Here is a 20,184-nt window from a genome sequence, read left to right as displayed (position 1 = left end):
GGCTGGCTAGCGGGCTCTGGCCCAACCGCTGACGCGCCGGCCCGGACGGCCAGTAGGCGCGACCTCATCATTGAGGGGTGGCTTCTTTTCCCGCAGATTCGTATATTTGCCATGAACCCGTGTTGGAGAACGGTCGGCAGTGCCGGCCGTTCTCCTTGTTTTTTAGCTTACCATCACCCTCCCATGGCCACCATCAACTATTATACCGCCGAAGGCCTTCAGAAACTCAAGGACGAACTGCAGGACCTCAAAATCCGTGGCCGCTCTGAGGCTGCCGAAGCGCTGCGCGAAGCTCGCGACAAAGGCGACCTGAGCGAAAACGCGGAGTATGACGCCGCCAAGGAAGCCCAGGGTCTGCTGGAACTGAAAATCTCGAAGCTCGAAGAAGTGGTCGGCAACGCCCGCATCCTCGACGAAGCCGGCCTCGACCTCACTAAAGTGCTCATCATGAGCAAGGTGAAGCTCAAGAACCTGAAAAATAACGCGGTGCTCGACTACACCCTGGTGGCCGAGGAAGAAGCCAACCTGGCCGCCGGCAAAATCTCCGTGAAGTCGCCCATCGGCAAAGGCCTGCTGGGCAAGTCGGCCGGCGACAAGGCTGAGATTACCGTGCCCGCCGGCAAGCTGCAGTTCGAGATTCTGGAAATCAGTCGGTAATCAGGTGATGAAGTAATGGGGTGATGAGGTGAACTGTGACAGGTTACAGGTCACAGGTTACAAGTGAACCGCCCCGCCATCAACTCGTAGAAAGCCAGACGGCGAAGCATCTTGCTTCGCCGTCTGGCTTTTTGCCTTACTTTGGCCTGACTGACAAAAGGCCCTTGTTACTTGTAACCTGTCACGGTTCACCTCATCACCCCATCACCCCATCACCAAAATCACCAATGGCTTCCATTTTCTCGCGTATTGTATCGGGCGAGCTGCCCGCGTATAAAGTAGCCGAGGACGACCAGCATCTGGCGTTTCTCGACATCACGCCGCTGGTGGAAGGCCACACGCTGGTGATTCCGAAGCGCGAAATCGACTACATCTTCGATATGCCGGCCGAGGAGCTGGCGGCCCTGCACCTGTTTGCGCAGCGCGTGGCCAAGGGCGTGCAGGCGGCCGTGCCGTGCCGTCGGATTGGGGTGGCCGTTATCGGGCTGGAGGTGCCGCACGCCCACATTCACCTGATTCCGATGAACAAGGTGGCGGACATGAACTTCGCCAACCCCAAAATCAAGGTGGCCGAAGACCGGATGCAGGAGCTGGCCGCCGCCATTGCCGCGCAGGTACCTACCGCCGCTGGTAGCCGTACCGTAGATGCCTTGGACACCAAAGGTGGCCGCGAAACCGCCGCAGCTAACGAGCCAGCAGCTTCCGCCACCGACGCCGCCCCGGCCGATGGCACTACGGCGCAGCTGCAGCAGCTCACGAAAGGGCTGCTGTTCCTAAGTGAGTCGGATGCGGCGCTGGAGCCGGTGAGCTACGACGCGCCGGCCGGCCCGCTGACCGATGCGGCGCTGCTGCAAGCTGTAGGGGCCGAAGCTGGCACCAAAGTGGAAGCCCAAGAGCTGACCCTGTTCCTGCGTAACCACACCGCCGACGACGGCGTGCTCGGCGACCCGGCCCAGGCTAACCGCTTCAAGGCCCTGCAGATGTACCTGAAGCAGGAGCTGCAGGACGTGAAGGTGTACCGCGTGGGCACCGGCCCGCAGGTGCAGGCCTATGCCCTCGGCCGCACCGCCAGCGGCAAGCTGGCCGGCTTCAAAACCGTGCTGACGGAAACGTAATAGATTGATTAGAGCAGTTGACTGCTGTTGAGCAGCGGTTTGCCTCAAGAATTGTCGGGCCGTAGCGCGAACTATCCAATGCGCGTTACGGCCTGCCGTTCTGAGGAGCTAAATTGACTTAGCTGTATTTCACAACTAGTTGATATGGAAGAACTGAAAATCGGAATTATAACCACCGTTATAGTAGCGTTTACCATCCTTACGCTCCAGCACATCAAATTGCCGGAGAATTGGCAGGACGGCGGATACCGCCGCCACCTGACTAAACAGGAGAAAGCCACGCTGGCCAAAGGTGACACAGTGGACAAAATCCATAAGGCCTATTGTACTGTTTGGCGCACCAACTACGATGAAGGGCCGCTGCGTGTGGAACCCGGACCTGGCAAGACACATACGTACATTCCGTACGGCCATTGGCGGCGCCTCACTAAGGCTGGTGAGCTGCAATCAGATGCCTACTACACCAAGGGCCGCCGGTTTCCTTATATCATCGAGTACTTTCCTAACGGCTGGCTGGATTGCATCAATTATCAAGTGCCAACGGTGCTGGATGGAGATTCGGTGATGGAGGGGAGGACCATTGAATTTACCTTGAGTCAGCCGCAGGACACGGCCTGTGTTTATCATTACTTCATCAAAAACAAGGTGGAGCTACAAGGCAAAAGCTTCACATCATTTGACAGCAAAGGCTCGCGCCGGGTGCCGGAAGGGTGGGTTTCGCCCCGTTACAGAAAGGGCAATTGACATGAAATCTCGGAACATCTTACTAGGAGTTGGCATGTTGCTGCCAGGTTTTTCGGCTTTCGCCCAGCAACCACCCAAGCCCCTCCGCAAGCCCCTAAGCAGCATCAGTCCGGCCGGGTTCAAGGCCCACGTGCAGTACCTCGCCGACGACCAGCTGCGCGGACGGCAACCGGGCACACCGGGCTACAAAATGGCCGTTGACTACGTGGTAGCGCAGTTGCAGCAGCGCGGCGTGCAGCCAGCCGGCGAAAACGGCACCTTCCTGCAAACCGTGCAGCTGCGGCGCGCCATCACGGAAGCCGGGGCCACGTTGCGACTGACACCGGCCGGCCCGGCCAGCGCGCTGGCCTATGGCACTGACTTCACGCTATATCCCAACCCCGAGCAGCCGGAAACGGCCGTGGAAGCCGGGCTGGTTTTCGCCGGCTTCGGCATCAGCGCGCCTGAGCTAGGGTATGACGACTACGCCGGCCTCGATGCCCGGGGCAAGGTGGTAGTAGTGACGCGGCTGGAGCCCACGCATTTCCCCGACGCCGTGCGCCTTTACAACACCGACCTGCTGACCGTGCTGCAAACCGCCGCCCGCCACGGGGCCGTAGGCGTGCTGCTGGCCGCGCCCAAAGCCACCACGAAGCTGCCCGACCCGCCCAAAGGCCTCGTGAGCGTGCTGGGGGCCGACGGAAAAGTGGCAGTGTCGCGCAGCTTCCAGCCGCAGATTCAGGTGGCGGGCTCCATCAGCGCGGCCACGCTGCAGCGGCTGTTTGCGGGAGCCGCTGTCGATACCACGCAAGCCATGGCGGCGTTGCGGGCCGGCAAATCTGCTTCTGTGGCGCTGCTGCCGCGCCTGGTCGCCACCCAGCGCAGCCGCTACCAGGACGTGACCAGCTACAATGTCGTCGGTAAAATTGAAGGCGCCGACCCGCAGCTGCGGCAGGAGTACGTGGTGCACACCGCCCACCTCGACCACCTCGGCGTGGGTGCCCCCGTGGCCGGCGACTCCATTTACAACGGCGCCCACGATAATGCTACCGGCGTAACGACGCTACTGGAAATTGCCGGCGTGTATCAGCAGCTGAAGCCCAAGCAGCGGCCGAAACGCTCGGTGCTGCTGACGGTGGTGACGGGGGAGGAGATGGGCCTGCTGGGCTCGGCGTACTTTGCCCGCAACCCCACCGTGCCCCGCGAAAAGCTGGTGGCCAACGTCAATACCGACATGCCGACCATCATTGCGCCGCTGCTGTCGGTGGTGGCGCTGGGGGCCGAAAACTCCACGCTGGCCGCGCCGGTGGCGGAGGCGGCGCGGGCGCTGGGCCTCACGGTGGAAGCCGACCCCGAGCCAGCCCAGAACCGCTTCATCCGCTCCGACCAGTACAGTTTCGTGACGCAGGGTATTCCGGCGCTGCACATCAAGTACGGCAACAAAACGGCCGATGGCCGCAACAACCTCAGCGAGCAAGTGCAGAAGTGGCGCGCCGTTACGTACCACAAGCCCCAGGACGACATCAACGGTCAGTTCGACTTCGAGGCGGGCAAAACCTACGCCCAGCTGAATTTTCTGGTGGGCTATCTGGTGGCCAACAACCCGCAGCGGCCCACCTGGAGCCCCGGCAATTTCTTTGGGGAGCGGTTTGCGAAGTAGTGGCTACGGCTGGGCCGCAGCGTCGGCGGGAGCGGGCCGGTGGCGGTTTTCGCGCTCAAACACGCGCATCAGCACCATGAAGTAGGAGAGCAGCAGCGGCCCGATAACCAGGCCGAGGATGCCGAAAATTTCCACCCCCAGAATCACGCCTACCAGCGTGACGAGCGGGTGGATGTCGCCGATGCGGCGGGCCAGCACGATGCGCAGCAGGTTGTCGATGTTCATCACCACCACCAGACCCAGCAGCAGAATGCCCACGCCCTGCCCGGTGTGGCCCTGCGCCAGCTTGACCAGCGCCGCCGGCACCCACACCAGCGGGGTGCCCAGCACCGGGATGAAGGCCATAAAAAACGATACCATGCCCCAAAACAGGGCGTCGGGCACCTTAAACACCCAGAGCAGCAGACCCGTCAGGATGGCCTGCACCAGCGAAATCAGGGCCTGGCCGAGCACGTTGGCGTGCACGTTGTTGCGCAGGGCCTCGCCCAGCTCGCGCAGCGTTGTGTCGCGGAAGGGCAGGTAGCGGCGCAGGCCGTGCAGAAACCCTTCTTCCTGCACAAACATGAAGTAGAGCGTGAACAGCATCAGGCCGATGACGATGGCGAAGTGCAGCAGCCCGCTGGCCAGCGAAGGCAGCCGCTGGCTGAACCAGCCCAGGCCCTGCCGGATCAGCGTCTGCACGTTCTGGTCGGCCGTGAAACTGACGCCGATGCGGCGCTCGAAGGCGTGCAGCACGGCCATGAGCTGGGTGGTATCGGTGTGCACGGCGTAGAACTGCAGCCGGTTGACGAGCATCAGGGTCAGGGCCGTGAAGGGCAGGATGATGACTACCAGCGCAAACGTCAGCAGCGTGGCGCTGGCCAGCTGCCGGTTCCAGTGGCGGCGGTGCACCAGCGCCGCCCACCACGGCCGCAGCACCACGTACAGGATGCCCGCCCCGAACAGCCCGGTGATGTAGCTGCCCAGCCCAAACAGCACCAGCCCCGCCAGCACCAGCAGGCAGACAATCAGCAGCACGTATTGCTGCCGGGGAGTGTAGATGGAGTGCGACATGGCGGCAGGAATGGGCGGTGAACAGGACAGTATACCATAAAAAAACGGTCATTGAGAGGCCGTTGCCTTCCAATGACCGTCCGCTGCCGGCCGCGCCCAGTGTACCGCCCTACACGTATCACCGTTTACCTGTCACTTGTTACTTGTCACGGTTCACCTCATCACTTCATCACCCCTTCACCCGACTAGCCAGCGCCGCCACGCAAAGGCCCAGGCCGGCAATGATGGAAAACGACACCCGCAGGCTGGTGAAGCCGGCCACAATACCAATCAGCGGCGGCCCGAACAGAAACCCCAGGAACCCGACCGTGGACACGGCCGCCAGCGCCACGCTGGCCGGCATGGTGGTGGAGCGGCCCGCCGCGCCATACACCAGCGGCACCACCGACGACACCCCAAACCCCACCAGCAGAAAGCCCAGAATAGCCGTGGGCAGGGCCGGCAGCGCCACCGACAGCAGCAGGCCGGTAGCCGTGAGCAAACCGCTTAGCTGCAGCGTGCGACGCAGCCCGTAGCGGTGCGCGAAGCCGTCGGCAATGAAGCGGCCACCGGCCATGGTGCACATGAAGGCCGTGTAGCCGGCGCCCACCCAGGCGGCCTCGGCGTGCACCACCTTGCGGAAATACACCCCGCTCCAGTCGAACATGGCGCCCTCGCAAATCATGGAGCAGAACGCCAGCACCCCCAGCAACAGCAGCGACTTGTCGGGCAGCGCGAACAGGGGCACCTTCACGTCGGCGCCGAGGCTGGCGTCGCGGGGGCGGATGGAGGTGCTGCAAACTGCTACGCCCGCCACCACCAGCACAGCCACCAGCACGAAGTGCGGCAGCGGGGCCACCTGCTGGCCAATCATGAGAGCCCCCAGCGCCGCCCCAGCAAAACCGGCCAAACTCCAGAGCCCGTGAAACGAGGCCATGATGGACTTGCGGTGCAACTGCTCTACGCCGACCGCCTGGGTGTTGACGGCAATATTAGACAGGTTGGACACGAAGCCAAACAGCACCAGCCCCGCCACCAGCAGCGGCACCGACTGCGCCAGCCCCAGCGCCACCAAGCCCAGCGCGTAGCCCACAATGCCGCCCAGCACCACCCGACGGCTGCCCAGCCGCGCCACCAGCCACCCCGCCACCGGCAGCGAAGCCATGGAGCCTACCGGTGCCGCCAGCAGCAGCAGCCCCAGCCGGGCTTCCGAAATGCCCAGCTGCTGCTGAATGGTGGGAATGCGCGACGCCCAGGTGGAAAACGTGAGGCCCATCAGGAAAAACAGGACCCCCACGGCCACCCGGTAAACCTGGCGGGGCGGGCGGGAAACAGCAAGCGGCAAACGAAGCGTAAGCATAGAAACAGGCAGAAAAATCAAAAGAAAACCAGCCCCATCGGCCACAAAAAAGCCCATTAACCCCTGCGGACAGGAGTTGATGGGCGGGAGAGGCAGGGCAGGGGCAGTAGCAGCGCCGGGGCGGCGCCGCCACAAAGATACCACCCAATCAGGAAGTTGCGCGAGCTTTCGGTATCGGGGTGCCGCCAGCTGGCTGCCCGCCTCCGCCTATCAGCAGGAGGATGGCTGAAAAGCACTTTCTTGCGCTGTTAGTTCCCGGTCCGGGCCTTAGCTTGCAACTCATCTCATCAATCTCACTGCTACCTATGAAACGCTACCTATTCTTGGCCTTCTGCCTGCTGACTATCTTGCCCGCCTGGGCCCTGCGCCCCAGCCGCGACTATGCCTACACGCCCGACTCGCTGAGGCTGCCGTACCGCACGGTACGCATCGAAACGCCCGACCACGCGCAACTCAACAGCTGGATCATCGAGCCCCAGGGCGGCACCGACCAGCACACAACCATCGTAGTGGCCGAGGGCGACGCCGGCAATATGGGCCAGCTGCTCTATCACGCCCGGATGCTGGCCAATGTGGGCTACCGGGTGTTGCTCTTCGATTACCGCGGCTTCGGCCACAGCTCCGACTTTGCTATCGACCAGCAACGGCTGTACTATGCCGAGTTTGCCACCGACCTGCGCGCCGCATTCCGCTACGCCCGCCAGCAGTACCCGGGCACCCGCACGGGCATCTTCGGCTTCTCGATGGGCACCATCATGGCCACCCATGTGGCAGCCACCGACAAGCCGGATTTCCTGATCGGGGAAGGCTACGTGGCCGACCCCACTCAGCTGGTGGCCGCCATTAAGCAGGCAAAGAACAAAGTCGTGACTTTGCCGGCCGAGGCGGTGCAGTATCCGCAGCTGCTGCCGCGCATACAGTGCCCGATGCTGCTGGTAGCCGGCATCCAGGACGTAAACACGCCGCTGGCCGACTCCACCCGCATCGTGCAGACTGCTCGCCGCCGCCAGCGCCGCGAGCTACTCACCTTCGAGGGAGCCCACGGCGGCGGCCTGATGGCCCTGACTTCAAAACCCGGCAACTACGGCGACCTGTATGCCGCGGCCGTGCTGCGGTTTCTGAGCCAGTAGCGCGCCCCGTACCGCGAAAGTCCGTTTCGCGACGAGCAAAGCGAGTTCCTACGCGCCAGCACATAGGGCGTGGTGCCGGATACTCGCTTCGCTCGTCGCGAAACGGACTTTCGCAGTACAGTTTTTTACCGCACCGGACCCGTATCCACCGTTTTCTGCAGGCGGGTTTGGGCTTCCAGGGGGAGCTTGCTGAGCAGGTCGAGGCCGGTGGCGGCTTCCAGGGCGTCCACGCTCACGCGGTAGCGGCTCCAGTCGGGGTCTACGGCCTGGTCGTTGGGGGTGTCGATGGCGAGGATGCGGGCCTGGCCGGCGGCAATGCGCTGCAGGTCGTTGGTGCCTTCGGGCAGCAGCACCAGCAGCTTCCAGACGCGGGCCGGCACCGTCACGCGGCCCTGGTCGATGGTGGTTTTCAGGCCGTTGAGGCCGGTGCCGCCTTTGCCGTAGCAGCCCATCACCACGTACACTTCCTGCCCGCGCTGCACCTGGGCGCGGGTCCATTCCTCGAGGTTGCCCCAGGTGCGCTGGTTGTTGTTGGCCGCCTGCGGAATCATATTGGTCATCAGGAAGGTGGCCGAGTTGTCGTCGAGGTCGGTGGTGCGGTCGGCGCTGGGGCAGTTGTGGCCTTTGTCGAAGCCGGAGCCGGAGTAGCTATTGCGCGTGACGGCGTAGAACTGCCGCGGCAGAGCCGGGTCGGGGCGGAAGTCGTCCTGGCGCGGGGCCGCGCCCATCCAGGCGCGGTTGAGGTGCCAGCTCACCCACGTGGGCGTGCCGCGCTGGGCGTTGTAGCCGATGGTGAACTGCGGTTTGGTGAGCAGGTAATTGGTGGGGTTGCTGGCGTCGGCGGTGGCGCCGCTGGGGTTGCCCAGGGCCATGTTATCGTCGCGGCCGACCACTACGGCCTGGTTTGGGTTGGTGGGTTGCGGAGTGGTGGGTTGTGGAGTGGTGGCCACGCTGCCGCCTGCCACTGCCGCGCCGCCAGCGGCTTCCAGGGCAATGTCGTCGATGTTGAGGCGGCCGGAGCCGCCGTCGGTTTTGCGGATTTCCAGGCGCAGCGGCGCGGGCGTAGGGCCGGCCTGGAAGGTGGTGCTGAGCAGGCGCGGGCTTTGCACGCGCACTGGCTGCCCGATGCGCCGGAACGTGCGGCCGCCGTCCACGCTGCCCCACAGCTCCCAGGTGGCGGCGGCGTCCTGCCCATACAGCGCGCTGCTGACCCGGATGGTGCGCACGCCGGCCGGCGCATCGAAGTTCATGCGCAGCCGGCCCTTGCCGCGCAGGCGGGCGGCGTGCTCGCCGTGCTTGTGGTCCTGTTCCGACGAGCCGATCAGGGCGTCTTCAAAATACCACAGCCCTGTGCCCAGCGGCTCGGTGGCGGCGGTGTAGGCGCCTTTGCTGCCGGCCTCGAAAGTTTCGGGAAAGGCAGTGCCCGCCTGGGCTACGCAGCGGCCGCCCGACTCCACCGGAATGGCCGGCGGCCCCTCGGGCAGCGGCGGGCGGGTCGTCTCGACGGGCGCCTGCGAGCAGGCCAATAGTGGGAGCAGAAGCAGCGGAAAAAGGCGCATAGCAGCAGAATAGGGCGGTAGAGAAACGAGGAGTGGCGCGAAGTTTGACACCCGCCCGGTCCGGGAACGAGGGCAGGGCGATTGTCCCGCGAATCGGTCTGAAAACTACGTGAATCCTTTTATTTCCTTTCCGATGCTGAAAAAACTATGCTGCCTGCTGCTACTGGCCGGTGCCGCGCCACTAGCCCACGCCCAGACCCGCCCTGCGCCGGTGAAAGTGCCTGCTCCTGCCCGTGGGTCCGTGCTGGAAGCCACGGCCACCAAAGAGCACGATACCATGGTGATAGAGCTGACCGATGCTCCCATGGTGATTTGGCGACGGCTGGCGCAGGTACTGGCCGTGCGCGGCTACGCCATCGAGCACAGCAGCCCGGAGCTGCTGACGCTGGCCACGTATCCGCTGGAGGTGCGCAGCTCAAGGATACGGATAGCGGGTATGGTGGAAGGCCGGACGCTGATGGTGCGGGCCTATGCCGTGTATCAGAACGAGGGCTACCCTGAAATCAACCAACGAGCGCGCTGCCGTGGCGGCGACAATGCCGAATGGGAAGAACTGGCAGCCATTGGGCAGCAGCTGGGCGGCACTATCCGCTACACCACCTCGGCCGCACCGCAGTAGGAAGCTTCGCCGTGGCACGGACTTCAGTCCGTAGACCCCTGCTGTCCATGGGTAGAGTGCGGGCTACGGACTGAAGTCCGTGCCACAGGCAGGCGGGCTTCTACTTCTGCTTGGTTTTGAGCTTGGTGGTGCCGACGGGCACTTTGGCCTGCTGCATCTGGGCGGCCAGGGGCACGCTGCTCATGGCCAGAATGGTCTGGTCGTCGGCGAGGGAGGCGCAGGAGAGGGCCACCAGTGCGCCCTGCCACTTGCAGCTGAAGCCCTGCAGGCGGCCGGGCCCGTAGAGGGCCTCGAACGTGGGGCGCACCTTCTGGGCATCGGCGGCGCCCTTCACGATGATGGTGACGGCCGCAAACTGCCCCCGGAAAAACTTGTAGTGAATGCGCGCCGCCGTGAAGCTGCCCACGCGCAGCTGCTCGTCCAGCCGCTCGTATATTTTCTCGTCGCCTTTATCCTGCACCAGGTTCAGGTGAAGCGCTTCGGTGAGCGGCGAGCCAAAGGTGAGCCCCCGGAAGCCGTTGGCGACATCGAGGCGGGCAACGGACTGGGCGCGGGCCGGGAGAGCGAGCAGCAGCGGCAGGAGCAGCAGATAGAAGAAACGCATGGGAAAGCAGAAAACCGAAGGATAAGAAAGGAAGCCGGCCGCCGGGTGCAAACGTAGGGCCAGAAGCGGGCAGTATAAGTGCCCTTCTGCCAGTACGGGTGAAATCAGGCTGCGTGTAGGTGGAAACGTGGTCCGTACGGGTGGAAACGTAAGCTGCATGGATGGAAATGAAATCCGCATAGGTAGAAACGTAATCCGCACGGGTGGAAATACGATCCGCACAGGTGGAAGCGTAAGCTGCACGGGTGGAAACGCGGCGTGTAGGACACGGGGCGCAATCTGGTACATTGGCAGGTGGCGCAACGCCCCGCACCAAACCCCGTCCTTGCCCGCTACCTTGCCGCTTCAACCTCTTTGCCACATGAAACACCCGCTACTCCTGGCTGCCACGTTGGCGGCCGCTGCTTCCCTGGCCGCCTGCTCCGACTCGCCGGGGCGCAAAACGGCCGAGGCCGATGCTCAGCCCGATGCGGCGTTTGAGCGCTACAAGTCACGCTTCATTGACTCGCTCTGGTACTACAACCCCGAGTGGGCCAGCGGCGCCGGCTACCACCGCTACGACTCGCTGCTGGTGGTGCCCAACGAAGGCCGCCGCCGCACCGAGGCCAAGGCCCTGCGGCGCCGCGCCACCGAGTTGGCCACGTTCAAGCCCGAGGAGCTGAGCGTCAACAACCAGACCGACTGGCGCCTGATGCAGAACTACGTGCGCAGCAGCGGCTTCTACGCCGACACGCTGCGCGACTGGCAGTGGAACCCGGCCAACTACAACCTGGGGGCCTCGGTGGGCGAAATCCTCAACGGCCGCTACTGGCCGCTGGATCGGCGGCTGCGGGCCATCAGCCTGAAAATCTCGCGTGCCGCCGACTACTACGCTGCTGCCGAGCAAAACATCAGCACGCCCACCAAAGAGCACACCGAGCTGGCCATTCTGCAGAACCAGGGAGGGCTGGAGGTGTTCGGCAAGGCCCTGGAAGATTCCGTGGCCCGCTCGGGGCTGTCGGCACGCGAAAAGGAGGACTTTGCCAACCGGCTGGCTACTACGCGCCTGAGCATCGAGGACTACCTCCGGTTTCTGAAAACGGAGGTGCTGCCGGCCGGCAAATTCCGCAGCTTCCGGCTGGGCCAGGACCTGTTCGCCCGCAAGTTCAGCTACGACATCCAGAGCACCTACTCGGCCGGGCAGGTCTACGAAAAGGCCCTCACGCACAAGCAGGAGCTGCTGCGCGACATGAAGACGCGCGCCACCCGCCTCTACCCCAAATACTTCCCGGGCCAGCCGCTACCCACCGACTCGCTGGCTACCGTGCAGCAGGTCATCGGCAAGCTTTCGGAAAAACACGCCACGCCGGCCGGTTTCGTGCAGGCCGTGAAAGACCAGATGCCCACGCTGGTGAAGTGGGTAGATGACCACAAGCTGCTCACCCAGGACCCCACCAAGCCGCTGGTAGTGCGCGAAACGCCGCTCTACATGCGCGGCAGCGGCGCGGGCGCCAGCATTTCGGCCCCCGGCCCCTACGACAAGGCCGCCAACACCTACTACAACGTGGAGCCTCTCACCGGCCAGCCCGACGCCCAGGCCCAGAGCTACCTGCGCGAATACAACACCTACACGCTGCAGATCCTCAACATCCACGAGGCCATTCCGGGCCACTATACGCAGCTCGTGTACGCCAACCGCAGCCCCTCGCTCATCAAGTCCATCTTCGGCAATGGCGCCATGATTGAAGGGTGGGCCGTGTACGCCGAGCGCATGATGCTGGAAAGCGGCTACGGTGGCAACACCGATGAAATGTGGCTGATGTGGGACAAGTGGAATATGCGCGTGACGCTCAACGCCATCCTCGACCACGAAGTGCACGTGAAAAACGCCTCCGAGGCCGCCACCGTGGCCATGCTCCGCCGCGACGGGTTCCAGGAAGAAGCCGAGGCCCGCAACAAGTGGCGCCGCGCCACCCTCAGCCAGGTGCAGCTCAGCTCGTACTTCACCGGCTACACCGAAATCTACGACCTGCGCCAAGAGCTGAAGAAGGAGCAGGGCCAAGGCTTCGACCTGAAGTCCTTCCACGAGCAATTCCTGAGTTTCGGCAGCGCCCCGGTGCGCTACATCCGGGCCATGATGCTGAAGAAATCCTAAGCAACTATCAGCCTGTTTCATTATGAAAAAGCCGTCTCGAAATGGAATTTCCGGGACGGCTTTTTCGTATGCGTTGGCAGTAATGTTGTCAGGGCGGTGTATCTTCGAAGTTGCTTGTTTCTATTCTTGGTGCTGCCTGAGAGCAGCGCACACTTTTTTGCCGTATGAAAGTTGCTGAACGACAGCGGGTGCATGATGTAAACGATGAGCAGCTGCGCCAGCTCACGCACGAACACCTGAAGGTGTTTGCCAAGTTCACATCGGAAAACTGTGATACATGTGAACTGCTGGCTCCGCCTTTCGCAAAATTCTCGGATGACGAGGAATTTAAGACTATCTTGTTTGTGCGGCTGAATTCCGATGAAAACCCGGTCGCCAAAAAGATTATGCAGGAGAAAGTAGCGCCGTTCTTCGTCTCGTACTGCCAGGGACGCCTGCTGGAGTGCGACATGCTGACCACCGAAGTTGACGTGCTGAGCATGTTGCAGCGCCTGCAGGAATTCATGCCCCAGACTTCATGAGTGGGCTGCGCTTGCACAAAGACGTGTGGGCGCTTGTAGCCTTGGTCGTTTCGCTGCTGCTCATGCTGCTGCTATTTCGGTAGCCGTAGCGGCAGATAAATAAAAGCCCGTTGTGCTCAGCTAGCCTGAGCACAACGGGCTTTTTTGTGAACTTGCGGCCCCCGGAGCCCCGACGGCTCCCACTCAGCAGGCAGTGCATGATAACAGTAGCTCCCCTCCAGCAGGAACACGTGGCCAGCTTCTACCGCTGGATTCGCGACCCGGAAGTAATTAAGTACTCGCTGTCGGCTTTCCAGCGCATGCATACCGACGAACAGATCAACGAGTGGTATGCGGCTACGCTGCAGGATCAGAAAAGCCTCAACCTGGGCATCTTCCTCCCCGACACCAACGAGCTGATCGGCTATGCCGGGCTGTCCGGCATCTCCGCCATCAACCAGTCGGCCGAGTATTTCATCCTCATTGGGCAGAAAGACCACTGGGGGCGGGGCATCGGCACTGCCGTAACTCGGCAGGTGCTGGCCGTGGGCTTTTCAGTTCGGCAGCTAAACCGGATCATGCTCACGGTTTCGGAAACCAACATCGGCGGCTGGAAAGCCTACGCCAAAGCCGGCTTTGTGGAAGAAGGCCGGATGCGCCAGGCCTGCAAGAGAAACGGCCTGTTTCACGACAAAATCATCATGTCGGTGCTGAAGGCTGAGTGGGAGCGTGCCGCCCACTGACACGTGCCTCCGGCATTGCGGCTACCTTTGCTTGGACTGGCGGCCAGCTTCCGGCGCCGGGTTTTAGCTTTTCGCAGTGTTCTTCGTTCTCTCCAAGCTCCTCGATTTTCTGTTGTCGCCGGCCGTGTGGCTGGTAGTGCTGCTGCTGGCGGCAGTGCTGGTGCGGCAGCCGGCCCGTCGCCGCCAGCTGCTACTGGCCACGCTGGCGCTGCTGCTGCTGCTCACCAACCCCGGCCTGATCAATGAGGCGCTGCTGGCCTGGGAGCTGCCCCCGGTGCGCCTGCGCCAGCTGCCGCCCCGCGCCGACGCGGCCGTGCTGCTCACGGGCATCACCAGCGTCAACAAGTCGCCGCACGACCGGGTGTACCTGCACGAAGGCGCAGACCGCCTCACCAACGCGCTGTGGCTGTGGCGGGCCGGGCGTGTGCGCCACATTCTGGTGTCGGGCGGCTCGGGCGCCATGCTGCGCAAGGCCCACACCGAAGCCGCCGACCTCATCACGCTGCTGCACCTGGCCGGCGTGCCCGATTCGGTCATTATCAAAGAAGACCAGAGCCGCAACACCCGCGAAAACGCCCTGTTCACGCGCCGCATCACGCAGGCGCGCCCCGAGCTGGACACGCTCATTCTGGTGACGTCGGCGTTTCATCAACGGCGGGCGCTGGGCTGCTTCGCGCAGGTGGGCCTGCACCCGCAGCCCTTCCCGGCCGGCTACTTCAGCACCGACCGCGCCGCCACCCCCGACTACTGGCTCATGCCCGACCCGCAGGCTCTGAGCCGCTGGAGCCTGCTGCTGCACGAAATCAGCGGGTACGTGGTGTATAAGGTGCTGGGCTACGCGTGAGGTAGCAGGAGGGAATAGCACGTCATGCAGAGGCGCAGCCGAAGCATCTCGCCAGTATAGTAATTCTGCCACACTGGCGAGATGCTTCGGCTGCGCCTCTGCATGACGTGCTTCTACTCCACCTTCTTCTTACCAGCCGCCGGCTTTTCTTCCTTGGCTATCCAGATGGACTTCTGGTTCACGAACTCCCGGATGCCCAGATACGACAGCTCACGGCCGTAGCCTGACTTCTTCACGCCACCAAACGGCATTTCCGGGGCCGACTTCACGAGGCTATTGACGAACACGGCCCCGGCTTCCACGCGCCGGGCCAGCGCCTCGCCGCGCGCCACGTCAGCCGTCCAGACGGAGCCGCCGAGGCCGAAGCGCGAGTCGTTGGCGAGGCGCACGGCGTCGTCGGCGTCTTTGGCTTCCAGCACTAGCGCCACCGGCCCAAACAGCTCCTCGTCGTAGGCGCGCTGGCCGGCCCGGATGTTGCTCAGAATCATGGGGCGGAACAGGGCGGTGCCGGGCTCACTCTGGCCGCCGTACAGCTCCACTTTGGCGCCCTGCTTAATCGAGTCGTTCACCTGCTCGGTCAGCTCGTCGGCCAGGTCGGGGCGGGCCAATGGGCCGTACTGGGTGCCTTCGGAGAGCGGGTCGCCGGGGCGGAAGGCCAGCAGGTGGGTCTTCATCTTCGAGATGAACTCCTTCAATACCGGCTTCTCCACGATAAAGCGCTTGGCCGCAATGCAACTCTGGCCGGCATTGATCATGCGGGCCTGCGCGGCTGTTTTGGCGGCCACCTCCAGGTCGGCATCGGCCAGCACAATGAAGGCGTCGGAGCCGCCCAGCTCCAGCACGGTTTTTTTGATGTAGCGCCCGGCCGTGGCGGCCACCTGGGCGCCGGCGGCTTCCGAGCCGGTGAGCGTTACGGCCCGCACCCGGTCATCGGCAATGAGCGGCTCAATCAGGTCGGAGCCGATGAGCAGCGTGCGGAACGTGGCAGGCGGGAAGCCGGCATCGTGGAAAATCTCTTCCAGCGCCAGCGCACACTGCGGCACGTTGGAGGCGTGCTTGAGCAGGCCCACGTTGCCGGCCATCAGGGCCGGGGCCGCGAAACGCACCACCTGCCAGAACGGGAAGTTCCAGGGCATAATGGCCAGCACCACCCCAATGGGCTCGTGGCTGATGAAGCTGCGCTGCGCTTCGGTCTTGATGATGTCGTCGGCCAGGAACTGCTCGGCGTGCTCGGCGTAATAGTCGCAGCAGAGGGCACATTTCAGGGCTTCGGCACGGCCGTCGGCCAGCGGCTTGCCCATCTCCACGGCCATGAGGCGGGCCAGCTCGTCCTGCCGCTCGCGCAGCAGTTCGGCGGCGCGGTGCATGAGGCGGGTGCGTTCGGCAAACGGCGTAGTGCGCCACGTGGCGGCGGCGCGGTGGCTCTGGGTGAGAATACGCTCGGTCTTCGACCAGGAAAACGCCCGAAACCGGCGCTCTACGCGGCCGGTGTAGGGGTTACGGGATTCAATGGGCATGACAAAGGTGGGTAGAGAAAGAATCGGCCGGGCGGAAAGGCTCGGCCACAGAACAACTTATAGGCAAACGCAGCCGTAGCACGCAGGTTGCCATGCCGCCGCCGGGAGCTATAGCAAATTTACCGGCGGCCCAGCGCGAACAATTGCCCGGGAAGTGTACTTTCGCTTGTCGGTAAGCTTTGCTTCATTGCTCACTCGTCTTATATCCCATTGCCCGTGAATGTCATTCCCCCCGAAGCCATGCCCCCGATAGCCGATGGCGAAGACCTGCTGGTGCAGCGTCTGCGCGACCGGGACGAGGCGGCCATGACGCTATTCTACGACCGATACTCGGCTGCCCTCTACGGCGTTATTATGCGCGTCGTTAAAAAGGAAGAAGAAGCCGAAGACGTGCTACAGGAAAGCATGGTCAAGATCTGGAACTCTTTTTCCTCCTACGATGCTAGCAAAGGCCGGCTGTTTACGTGGGTAATGAACGTGAGCCGGAATTTAGCCATCGACAAAATCCGCTCCCGACAGTACCGCGTAGGTACTCGTACCCAGCCGCTTGAAGACAGCGCCGCAGTACGTGAGCCCGCTTCGCCCACGTTCCGGCCCGAGCACATCGGTTTGCAGGAAATGACCAAAAAACTCTCCCCTGACCAACAGCAGGTCGTTGATATGCTGTACTTCGGAGGCTACACCCAGAGTGAAGTAGCCGACGAGCTGAATCTGCCGCTAGGCACGGTGAAAACCCGCGCCCGCGCTGCTATCAAGGTACTCTCTAAACTGATCCGATAGCCGTGGACATTCAGCAATATATCGAATCAGGCATTCTGGAAGAATACGCGCTAGGCGTACTCTCTGCCGCCGAGGCGGCCCAGGTAGAGCAGATGGCTGCCACCCATCCGACAGTGCAACACGAGTTGCAGGCCGTTATTGGCGGCCTGGATGCGTATGCGCAAGCCCACGCCATTACGCCGCCACCCGCCATGCGGGAGCGGGTGCTGGCAGGCTGGCAACAAGCTATCCGTAGCACTTCTGTCGACGAAACTCCAGTGGTGCCTTTCGCACCCACCGTAGCTGCGGCTCCCACTTCTGAGGCTGCTCCGCTGGGTGTGCCTACGGCTCCCATCGTGCCCGATCCTGTAAGAAAGGACGAGCCCGTCGTACGGCCCATTGGGAGTGCGCCCGAGCCGGTGTATGAGGCGGCGCCGCGCGCTGGCTTTGGCTGGCTGATGGCCGCCTCGGTGGCCCTGCTCCTGAGTTTGGCCGGCAACTACGTGCTCTATAACCGCTGGCAGAATACGGAAACGGCTCTGTTTGCGGCCCAGAACGACCAGGCCCGTTTCGCGGCCACCCAGCAGGCCTCTGAAAAGCGCCTGCTCACCCAGGACCGTGAGCTGGCCGTGCTCCGCGACGAGCAGTACCAGAGCGTGATTCTGGCCGGCACCCCGGCCGCGCCTTCCGCTAAAGCGCGGGTGCTCTACAACCCCACGACTAAAGCCGTGTACGTGAATGTGCGCAGCCTGCCCACGCCGCCCGCTGGCAAGCAGTACCAGCTCTGGGCCCTCGACAACGGCAAGCCCGTGGATGCCGGTGTGCTGGCTGCCACCACCGCCGCCGGCGACAGCCTGCAGCAGATGAAGGACATTGCCAGCGCCCAGGCCTTCGCCATGACGGTGGAAGACGCTGGTGGTAGCGTTTCGCCTACCCTTTCTACGATGACGGTGCTGGGCAAAATGCTCTAAGCTGCGCAGCACGATATAAGAGGGCGTGAGGAAGAAAACTTCTTCACGCCTTCTTTTTGCCAGATAGTTTCTGGCCAGATTGGTGTTATTTAGACTGGAAAATCTTTTTTCACCAGACTTTACAGCAGTGCACGGTACCATTTTCACGCTTCTGAAGCGCTACGTACAAACGCAGTACGACCACAGCACGTGGGTGCGGCTGATGGAAGCGGCAGGCCTGAGCGCTACCAATTTCGATCATAAGAACGTGTACCCCGACGAGCATATGTATGCATTGGTCGGGCAAGCCGCCGAAATGACCGGCCTCTCGGCGCAGGAGCTGCACGAGAAATTCGGGGAGTATCTGGTGCCTGATCTGATGTACATGTACCAGAAGCTGCTGCAACCCCAGTGGACCACGCTGGATATGCTGGAGCACACCGAAAATACCATGCACCGGCAGGTCCGGCAGGAACACGCCGAAAATGCCCCGCCCGTGCTGCAGGTCACGCGCCTCTCGCCCGACGAGCTGGAAATCAACTACGTGTCGAAACGCCGGATGGGGGCGCTGGCCGTGGGCATCGTGCGCGGCATTGCCGCCTACTACGACGAGGCCGACCGCATCGTGGTGGAGCCCGAAACCAGCGAGGACGGCGAGCAGGTTCGCATTCGGGTCCGCCGCGTAGTAACGGCCTGACAACGGCCTGCTCGCATCTATTCACTTTCTACCACCCTCTGTTTCTTCTTCTTTCCATGGAAAAGTCAACCTATTACAACCCAGCCGACCTGGCCAAATTTGGCAACATCACCGAGTGGCAGCCCGAGATGGGCAACAAGTTTTTTGCCTACTATGCCGAGGTGTTCAAGGACGGCGCCCTGTCGGAGCGGGAAAAGTCGCTGATTGCGCTGGCCGTAGCCCACGCCGTGCAATGCCCGTACTGCATCGACGCCTACACGTCGGACTCGCTGCAGAAAGGCGCCGACGAAGCCCAGATGATGGAAGCAGTGCACGTGGCCGCCGCCATCAAGGGCGGAGCCGCCCTGGTGCACGGCGTGCAGATGATGAACAAGGCCAAAGAGCTGTCCATGTGAATCGCTGATTTGCGCTGATTGAGGTGATTTCGCTGATTTTTTCAGTCAGATATTATGCCCTTTCAGTAGCAGTTTCTGGTGACCAGTAATCAGTGAAATCAATTCAATCAGCGTAAATCAGCGATTTATGAAGTCTCTCCAGGCGCGCCACGCGCTATTGGCCGATACTGGCTACCAGCTGACGGTTCTTTCGCAGGCTGATGCCGCCGGGGCGCACCTGCCGGCCTTTGCGCACAAGCTGCGCGAAACCGGCCTGCTGCCGCTGCGCCCGACCAGCCTGCGCGTGATGCAGATCAACGTGGGTAAGATGTGCAACCAGGTGTGCAAGCACTGCCACGTGGACGCCGGGCCCGACCGCACCGAAATCATGACCCGCGAAACGATGCAGCAGTGCCTAGCGGCGCTGGCGCAGTCGGACATCCAGGTGGTGGACCTAACGGGCGGAGCGCCGGAGATGAACCCGGACTTCCGCTGGCTGGTGGAGCAGATTTCGGCCCTGGGCCGGCAGACCATCGTGCGCTGCAACCTCACCATCATCGTGGCCAACAAAAAGTACCACGATTTGCCGGAGTTCTTTGCCAAGCACCGGGTGCAGGTGGTGTCGTCGTTGCCGCACTTCTCGGCGGCCCGCACCGATGCCCAGCGTGGCGAAGGCGTGTTCGGGCGTTCCATCCGGGCCTTGCAGATGCTGAACCAGGTAGGCTACGGCGTGGAAGGCTCGGGTTTGCAGCTGGATCTGGTGTTCAACCCGTCGGGGGCGTTTCTGCCCGGCAACCAGGCGTCGCTGGAACGCGAGTTTAAGCAGCGGCTGCTGCGCGAGCATGGCATCGTGTTCAACAACCTGCTGGCCATCACCAACCTGCCCGTGAGCCGTTTTCTGGAGTATCTGCTGGAAAGCGGCAACTACGAAAGCTACATGGAGAAGCTGGTGGCCGCCTACAACCCCACGGCGGCCGAAAACGTGATGTGCCGCAGCACGCTCAGCGTGAGCTGGGACGGGCTGCTTTACGACTGCGACTTCAACCAGATGCTGGAGCTGCCCGTGGCCGCCACCGCCCCCCAACACATCCGCGACTTCGACGAAGCGGCGCTGAACGCCCGGGCCATCGTGGTAAACCAGCATTGCTTCGGCTGTACGGCTGGTGCGGGCTCCAGCTGCGGCGGCGCTACCACGTAGCCACTTCGG

Annotated in this window: 20 protein-coding genes; 15 read left to right on the top strand and 5 right to left on the bottom strand. The window is 62.8% G+C overall.

Annotated elements, in window-relative coordinates; all coding sequences use genetic code 11:
- The first annotated feature begins 183 nt into the window (after window positions 1-183).
- The 4 genes from greA to N008_RS19175 all read left to right on the top strand — a co-directional run bounded on the left by greA (window position 184) and on the right by N008_RS19175 (window position 4,155).
- Window positions 184-657, top strand: a complete 474-nt coding sequence (gene greA, locus N008_RS19190; protein ID WP_044017906.1) for a transcription elongation factor GreA — start codon at window positions 184-186, stop codon at window positions 655-657.
- 227 nt (window positions 658-884) lie between these two features.
- On the top strand, window positions 885-1,772 hold the full coding sequence (locus N008_RS24190) for a nuclease A inhibitor family protein (protein WP_071884574.1): 888 nt from the start codon (window positions 885-887) through the stop codon (window positions 1,770-1,772).
- Between the two features lie 144 nt (window positions 1,773-1,916).
- Window positions 1,917-2,516 carry a hypothetical protein gene (locus N008_RS19180; protein ID WP_044017905.1) on the top strand — a complete coding sequence of 200 codons (600 nt, stop codon included), beginning with the start codon at window positions 1,917-1,919 and terminating at the stop codon, window positions 2,514-2,516.
- A gap of 34 nt (window positions 2,517-2,550) precedes the next feature.
- Window positions 2,551-4,155 carry a M28 family peptidase gene (locus N008_RS19175; protein ID WP_231569749.1) on the top strand — a complete coding sequence of 535 codons (1,605 nt, stop codon included), beginning with the start codon at window positions 2,551-2,553 and terminating at the stop codon, window positions 4,153-4,155.
- 3 nt (window positions 4,156-4,158) lie between these two features.
- Here N008_RS19175 and N008_RS19170 read toward each other — a convergent pair whose 3' ends face one another.
- Window positions 4,159-5,208 (bottom strand): AI-2E family transporter, encoded by a 1,050-nt coding sequence (locus tag N008_RS19170; protein ID WP_044017903.1) that lies wholly within the window; start codon window positions 5,206-5,208, stop codon window positions 4,159-4,161.
- A gap of 169 nt (window positions 5,209-5,377) precedes the next feature.
- On the bottom strand, window positions 5,378-6,547 hold the full coding sequence (locus N008_RS19165; RefSeq protein ID WP_052381761.1) for an MFS transporter: 1,170 nt from the start codon (window positions 6,545-6,547) through the stop codon (window positions 5,378-5,380).
- 305 nt (window positions 6,548-6,852) lie between these two features.
- On the opposite strand from N008_RS19165, the gene N008_RS19160 reads away from it, so the two are divergent.
- Entirely contained in the window at window positions 6,853-7,677 is an 825-nt protein-coding gene (locus N008_RS19160) for an alpha/beta hydrolase (protein WP_044017901.1), read from the top strand.
- A gap of 125 nt (window positions 7,678-7,802) precedes the next feature.
- Here N008_RS19160 and N008_RS23895 read toward each other — a convergent pair whose 3' ends face one another.
- Window positions 7,803-9,236 carry a DNA/RNA non-specific endonuclease gene (locus tag N008_RS23895; RefSeq protein WP_052381760.1) on the bottom strand — a complete coding sequence of 478 codons (1,434 nt, stop codon included), beginning with the start codon at window positions 9,234-9,236 and terminating at the stop codon, window positions 7,803-7,805.
- A gap of 133 nt (window positions 9,237-9,369) precedes the next feature.
- Between N008_RS23895 and N008_RS19150 the strand changes: the two genes are divergently transcribed.
- On the top strand, window positions 9,370-9,855 hold the full coding sequence (locus N008_RS19150; RefSeq protein WP_044017900.1) for a hypothetical protein: 486 nt from the start codon (window positions 9,370-9,372) through the stop codon (window positions 9,853-9,855).
- A 100-nt stretch (window positions 9,856-9,955) separates the two neighbouring features.
- On the opposite strand, the gene N008_RS19145 is transcribed toward N008_RS19150, so the two are convergent.
- A complete protein-coding gene (locus N008_RS19145) occupies window positions 9,956-10,459 on the bottom strand; it encodes a hypothetical protein (RefSeq protein WP_044017899.1) in 504 nt (167 codons plus the stop codon).
- Between the two features lie 361 nt (window positions 10,460-10,820).
- Between N008_RS19145 and N008_RS19140 the strand changes: the two genes are divergently transcribed.
- The 4 genes from N008_RS19140 to N008_RS19125 all read left to right on the top strand — a co-directional run bounded on the left by N008_RS19140 (window position 10,821) and on the right by N008_RS19125 (window position 14,680).
- Window positions 10,821-12,593 carry a DUF885 domain-containing protein gene (locus tag N008_RS19140; protein ID WP_044017898.1) on the top strand — a complete coding sequence of 591 codons (1,773 nt, stop codon included), beginning with the start codon at window positions 10,821-10,823 and terminating at the stop codon, window positions 12,591-12,593.
- A gap of 164 nt (window positions 12,594-12,757) precedes the next feature.
- A complete protein-coding gene (locus tag N008_RS19135; protein ID WP_044017897.1) occupies window positions 12,758-13,114 on the top strand; it encodes a thioredoxin family protein in 357 nt (118 codons plus the stop codon).
- 197 nt (window positions 13,115-13,311) lie between these two features.
- Window positions 13,312-13,836 (top strand): GNAT family N-acetyltransferase, encoded by a 525-nt coding sequence (locus tag N008_RS19130; RefSeq protein WP_044017896.1) that lies wholly within the window; start codon window positions 13,312-13,314, stop codon window positions 13,834-13,836.
- 76 nt (window positions 13,837-13,912) lie between these two features.
- Entirely contained in the window at window positions 13,913-14,680 is a 768-nt protein-coding gene (locus N008_RS19125) for a YdcF family protein (RefSeq protein ID WP_044017895.1), read from the top strand.
- Window positions 14,681-14,793: 113 nt separating this feature from the next.
- On the opposite strand, the gene N008_RS19120 is transcribed toward N008_RS19125, so the two are convergent.
- Complete coding sequence (locus N008_RS19120) at window positions 14,794-16,197, bottom strand: NAD-dependent succinate-semialdehyde dehydrogenase (RefSeq protein ID WP_052381759.1); 1,404 nt, start codon at window positions 16,195-16,197, stop codon at window positions 14,794-14,796.
- Between the two features lie 216 nt (window positions 16,198-16,413).
- On the opposite strand from N008_RS19120, the gene N008_RS19115 reads away from it, so the two are divergent.
- From N008_RS19115 to arsS, 5 genes are all read left to right on the top strand, one after another.
- Window positions 16,414-16,977 carry an RNA polymerase sigma factor gene (locus N008_RS19115; RefSeq protein ID WP_231569748.1) on the top strand — a complete coding sequence of 188 codons (564 nt, stop codon included), beginning with the start codon at window positions 16,414-16,416 and terminating at the stop codon, window positions 16,975-16,977.
- Between the two features lie 2 nt (window positions 16,978-16,979).
- A complete protein-coding gene (locus N008_RS21965; protein ID WP_052381758.1) occupies window positions 16,980-17,927 on the top strand; it encodes an anti-sigma factor domain-containing protein in 948 nt (315 codons plus the stop codon).
- 127 nt (window positions 17,928-18,054) lie between these two features.
- The gene (locus tag N008_RS19105; RefSeq protein WP_044017894.1) at window positions 18,055-18,603 is read left to right on the top strand and encodes a heme NO-binding domain-containing protein; all 549 of its coding nucleotides are present in this window, start codon (window positions 18,055-18,057) and stop codon (window positions 18,601-18,603) included.
- A 56-nt stretch (window positions 18,604-18,659) separates the two neighbouring features.
- Window positions 18,660-18,998, top strand: a complete 339-nt coding sequence (locus tag N008_RS19100; RefSeq protein WP_044017893.1) for an arsenosugar biosynthesis-associated peroxidase-like protein — start codon at window positions 18,660-18,662, stop codon at window positions 18,996-18,998.
- A gap of 127 nt (window positions 18,999-19,125) precedes the next feature.
- Window positions 19,126-20,175, top strand: coding sequence for an arsenosugar biosynthesis radical SAM (seleno)protein ArsS (arsS, locus tag N008_RS19095; protein WP_044017892.1), 1,050 nt, complete (start codon window positions 19,126-19,128; stop codon window positions 20,173-20,175).
- Window positions 20,176-20,184 lie beyond the last annotated feature (9 nt).

This window comes from Hymenobacter sp. APR13 (genome assembly GCF_000737515.1).
Taxonomy (GTDB): Bacteria; Bacteroidota; Bacteroidia; order Cytophagales; family Hymenobacteraceae; genus Hymenobacter.
This window is presented reverse-complemented; position numbering and strand designations above follow the sequence as displayed.

Bases quoted from the DNA above. Each gene is read 5' to 3' on its own strand.
- greA (WP_044017906.1), top strand. From the start codon at position 184: ATGGCCACCATCAACTATTATACCGCCGAAGGCCTTCAGAAACTCAAG.
- N008_RS24190 (WP_071884574.1), top strand. From the start codon at position 885: ATGGCTTCCATTTTCTCGCGTATTGTATCGGGCGAGCTGCCCGCGTAT.
- N008_RS19180 (WP_044017905.1), top strand. From the start codon at position 1,917: ATGGAAGAACTGAAAATCGGAATTATAACCACCGTTATAGTAGCGTTT.
- N008_RS19175 (WP_231569749.1), top strand. From the start codon at position 2,551: ATGTTGCTGCCAGGTTTTTCGGCTTTCGCCCAGCAACCACCCAAGCCC.
- N008_RS19170 (WP_044017903.1), bottom strand. From the start codon at position 5,208: ATGTCGCACTCCATCTACACTCCCCGGCAGCAATACGTGCTGCTGATT.
- N008_RS19165 (WP_052381761.1), bottom strand. From the start codon at position 6,547: ATGCTTACGCTTCGTTTGCCGCTTGCTGTTTCCCGCCCGCCCCGCCAG.
- N008_RS19160 (WP_044017901.1), top strand. From the start codon at position 6,853: ATGAAACGCTACCTATTCTTGGCCTTCTGCCTGCTGACTATCTTGCCC.
- N008_RS23895 (WP_052381760.1), bottom strand. From the start codon at position 9,236: ATGCGCCTTTTTCCGCTGCTTCTGCTCCCACTATTGGCCTGCTCGCAG.
- N008_RS19150 (WP_044017900.1), top strand. From the start codon at position 9,370: ATGCTGAAAAAACTATGCTGCCTGCTGCTACTGGCCGGTGCCGCGCCA.
- N008_RS19145 (WP_044017899.1), bottom strand. From the start codon at position 10,459: ATGCGTTTCTTCTATCTGCTGCTCCTGCCGCTGCTGCTCGCTCTCCCG.
- N008_RS19140 (WP_044017898.1), top strand. From the start codon at position 10,821: ATGAAACACCCGCTACTCCTGGCTGCCACGTTGGCGGCCGCTGCTTCC.
- N008_RS19135 (WP_044017897.1), top strand. From the start codon at position 12,758: ATGAAAGTTGCTGAACGACAGCGGGTGCATGATGTAAACGATGAGCAG.
- N008_RS19130 (WP_044017896.1), top strand. From the start codon at position 13,312: ATGATAACAGTAGCTCCCCTCCAGCAGGAACACGTGGCCAGCTTCTAC.
- N008_RS19120 (WP_052381759.1), bottom strand. From the start codon at position 16,197: ATGCCCATTGAATCCCGTAACCCCTACACCGGCCGCGTAGAGCGCCGG.
- N008_RS19100 (WP_044017893.1), top strand. From the start codon at position 18,660: ATGGAAAAGTCAACCTATTACAACCCAGCCGACCTGGCCAAATTTGGC.
- arsS (WP_044017892.1), top strand. From the start codon at position 19,126: ATGAAGTCTCTCCAGGCGCGCCACGCGCTATTGGCCGATACTGGCTAC.